At 61.3% G+C, this 977-nt stretch carries 1 protein-coding gene; it reads right to left on the bottom strand.

What is annotated here, in order from left to right:
• The coding region (locus tag B4F73_RS09080; RefSeq protein WP_290483065.1) for a CTP synthase at nucleotides 1–977 on the bottom strand (977 nt) is incomplete at both ends.

Here is a 977-nt window from a genome sequence, read left to right on the forward strand (position 1 = left end):
GACGGGACTTCAGCTCTGGATGATACTGCACGCCGATGAACCAGGGGTGCTCCGGAAGCTCGAAAATCTCCGGCAGCTTGCCGTCTGGCGACAGGCCGGAGAACAGCCCGCCGGCCTTTTCCAGCGCCTTGATGTAACCGGCATTCACCTCATAGCGGTGACGGTGGCGTTCGGAGATATCGAGCGTGCCATAGATTTCGGCGACCTTGCTGCCCGGCGTCAGGCGGGCCGGATACGCGCCGAGGCGCATCGTGCCGCCCTTGTCGGTATTGGCGTCGCGCTGGACCTTTTCGTTGCCCTTGGTCCACTCTTCCATCAGGCCGACCAGCGGTGCAGACGTGTCCGGGTCATTCTCGGTCGTGTTCGCTTCCTCGATACCGGCCATGTTGCGGGCCGCCTCGATCACCGACATCTGCATGCCATAGCAAATACCGAAGCACGGCACGTTGCGCTCGCGGGCAAACCTTGCCGCGCGCATCTTGCCATGTGCGCCGCGCTCGCCAAAGCCGCCCGGCAGGATGATTCCATGCACGCCTTCCAGAATGTCCAGCGGCCGATGCTCATCATCGAATTCTTCGGAATTGATCAGGCGGATATCGACCTTCACCTTGTTGGCAAGGCCGCCATGCGTCAGCGCCTCGGCAACGGATTTGTAGGCGTCCGGCACATCGGTGTATTTTCCGACGAGGCCGATACAGACATTGCCGTCCGGATGATGCGTCGTGTGCGCAATCTCGCTCCAGCCGGACAGGTCCGGCTCCGGAGCGTCTTCGATGCGGAAATGCGACAGGACTTCCTTGTCGAGTCCCTCGGCATGATAAGCGCCCGGCACATCATAGATATGGCCCACATCGCGCGCTTCGATCACGCTGGAGAGGCGCACATTACAGAAGCTGGCAATCTTGCCCTTCTCGGTCTCCGGAATCGGCCGATCACACCGGCAGAGTAGCACATCGGGCTGAATACCGATCGAGCGC

Origin of the sequence: Hyphomonas sp. UBA3601, from assembly GCF_002375605.1 — a bacterium.
Classification (GTDB): Bacteria; Pseudomonadota; Alphaproteobacteria; order Caulobacterales; family Hyphomonadaceae; genus Hyphomonas.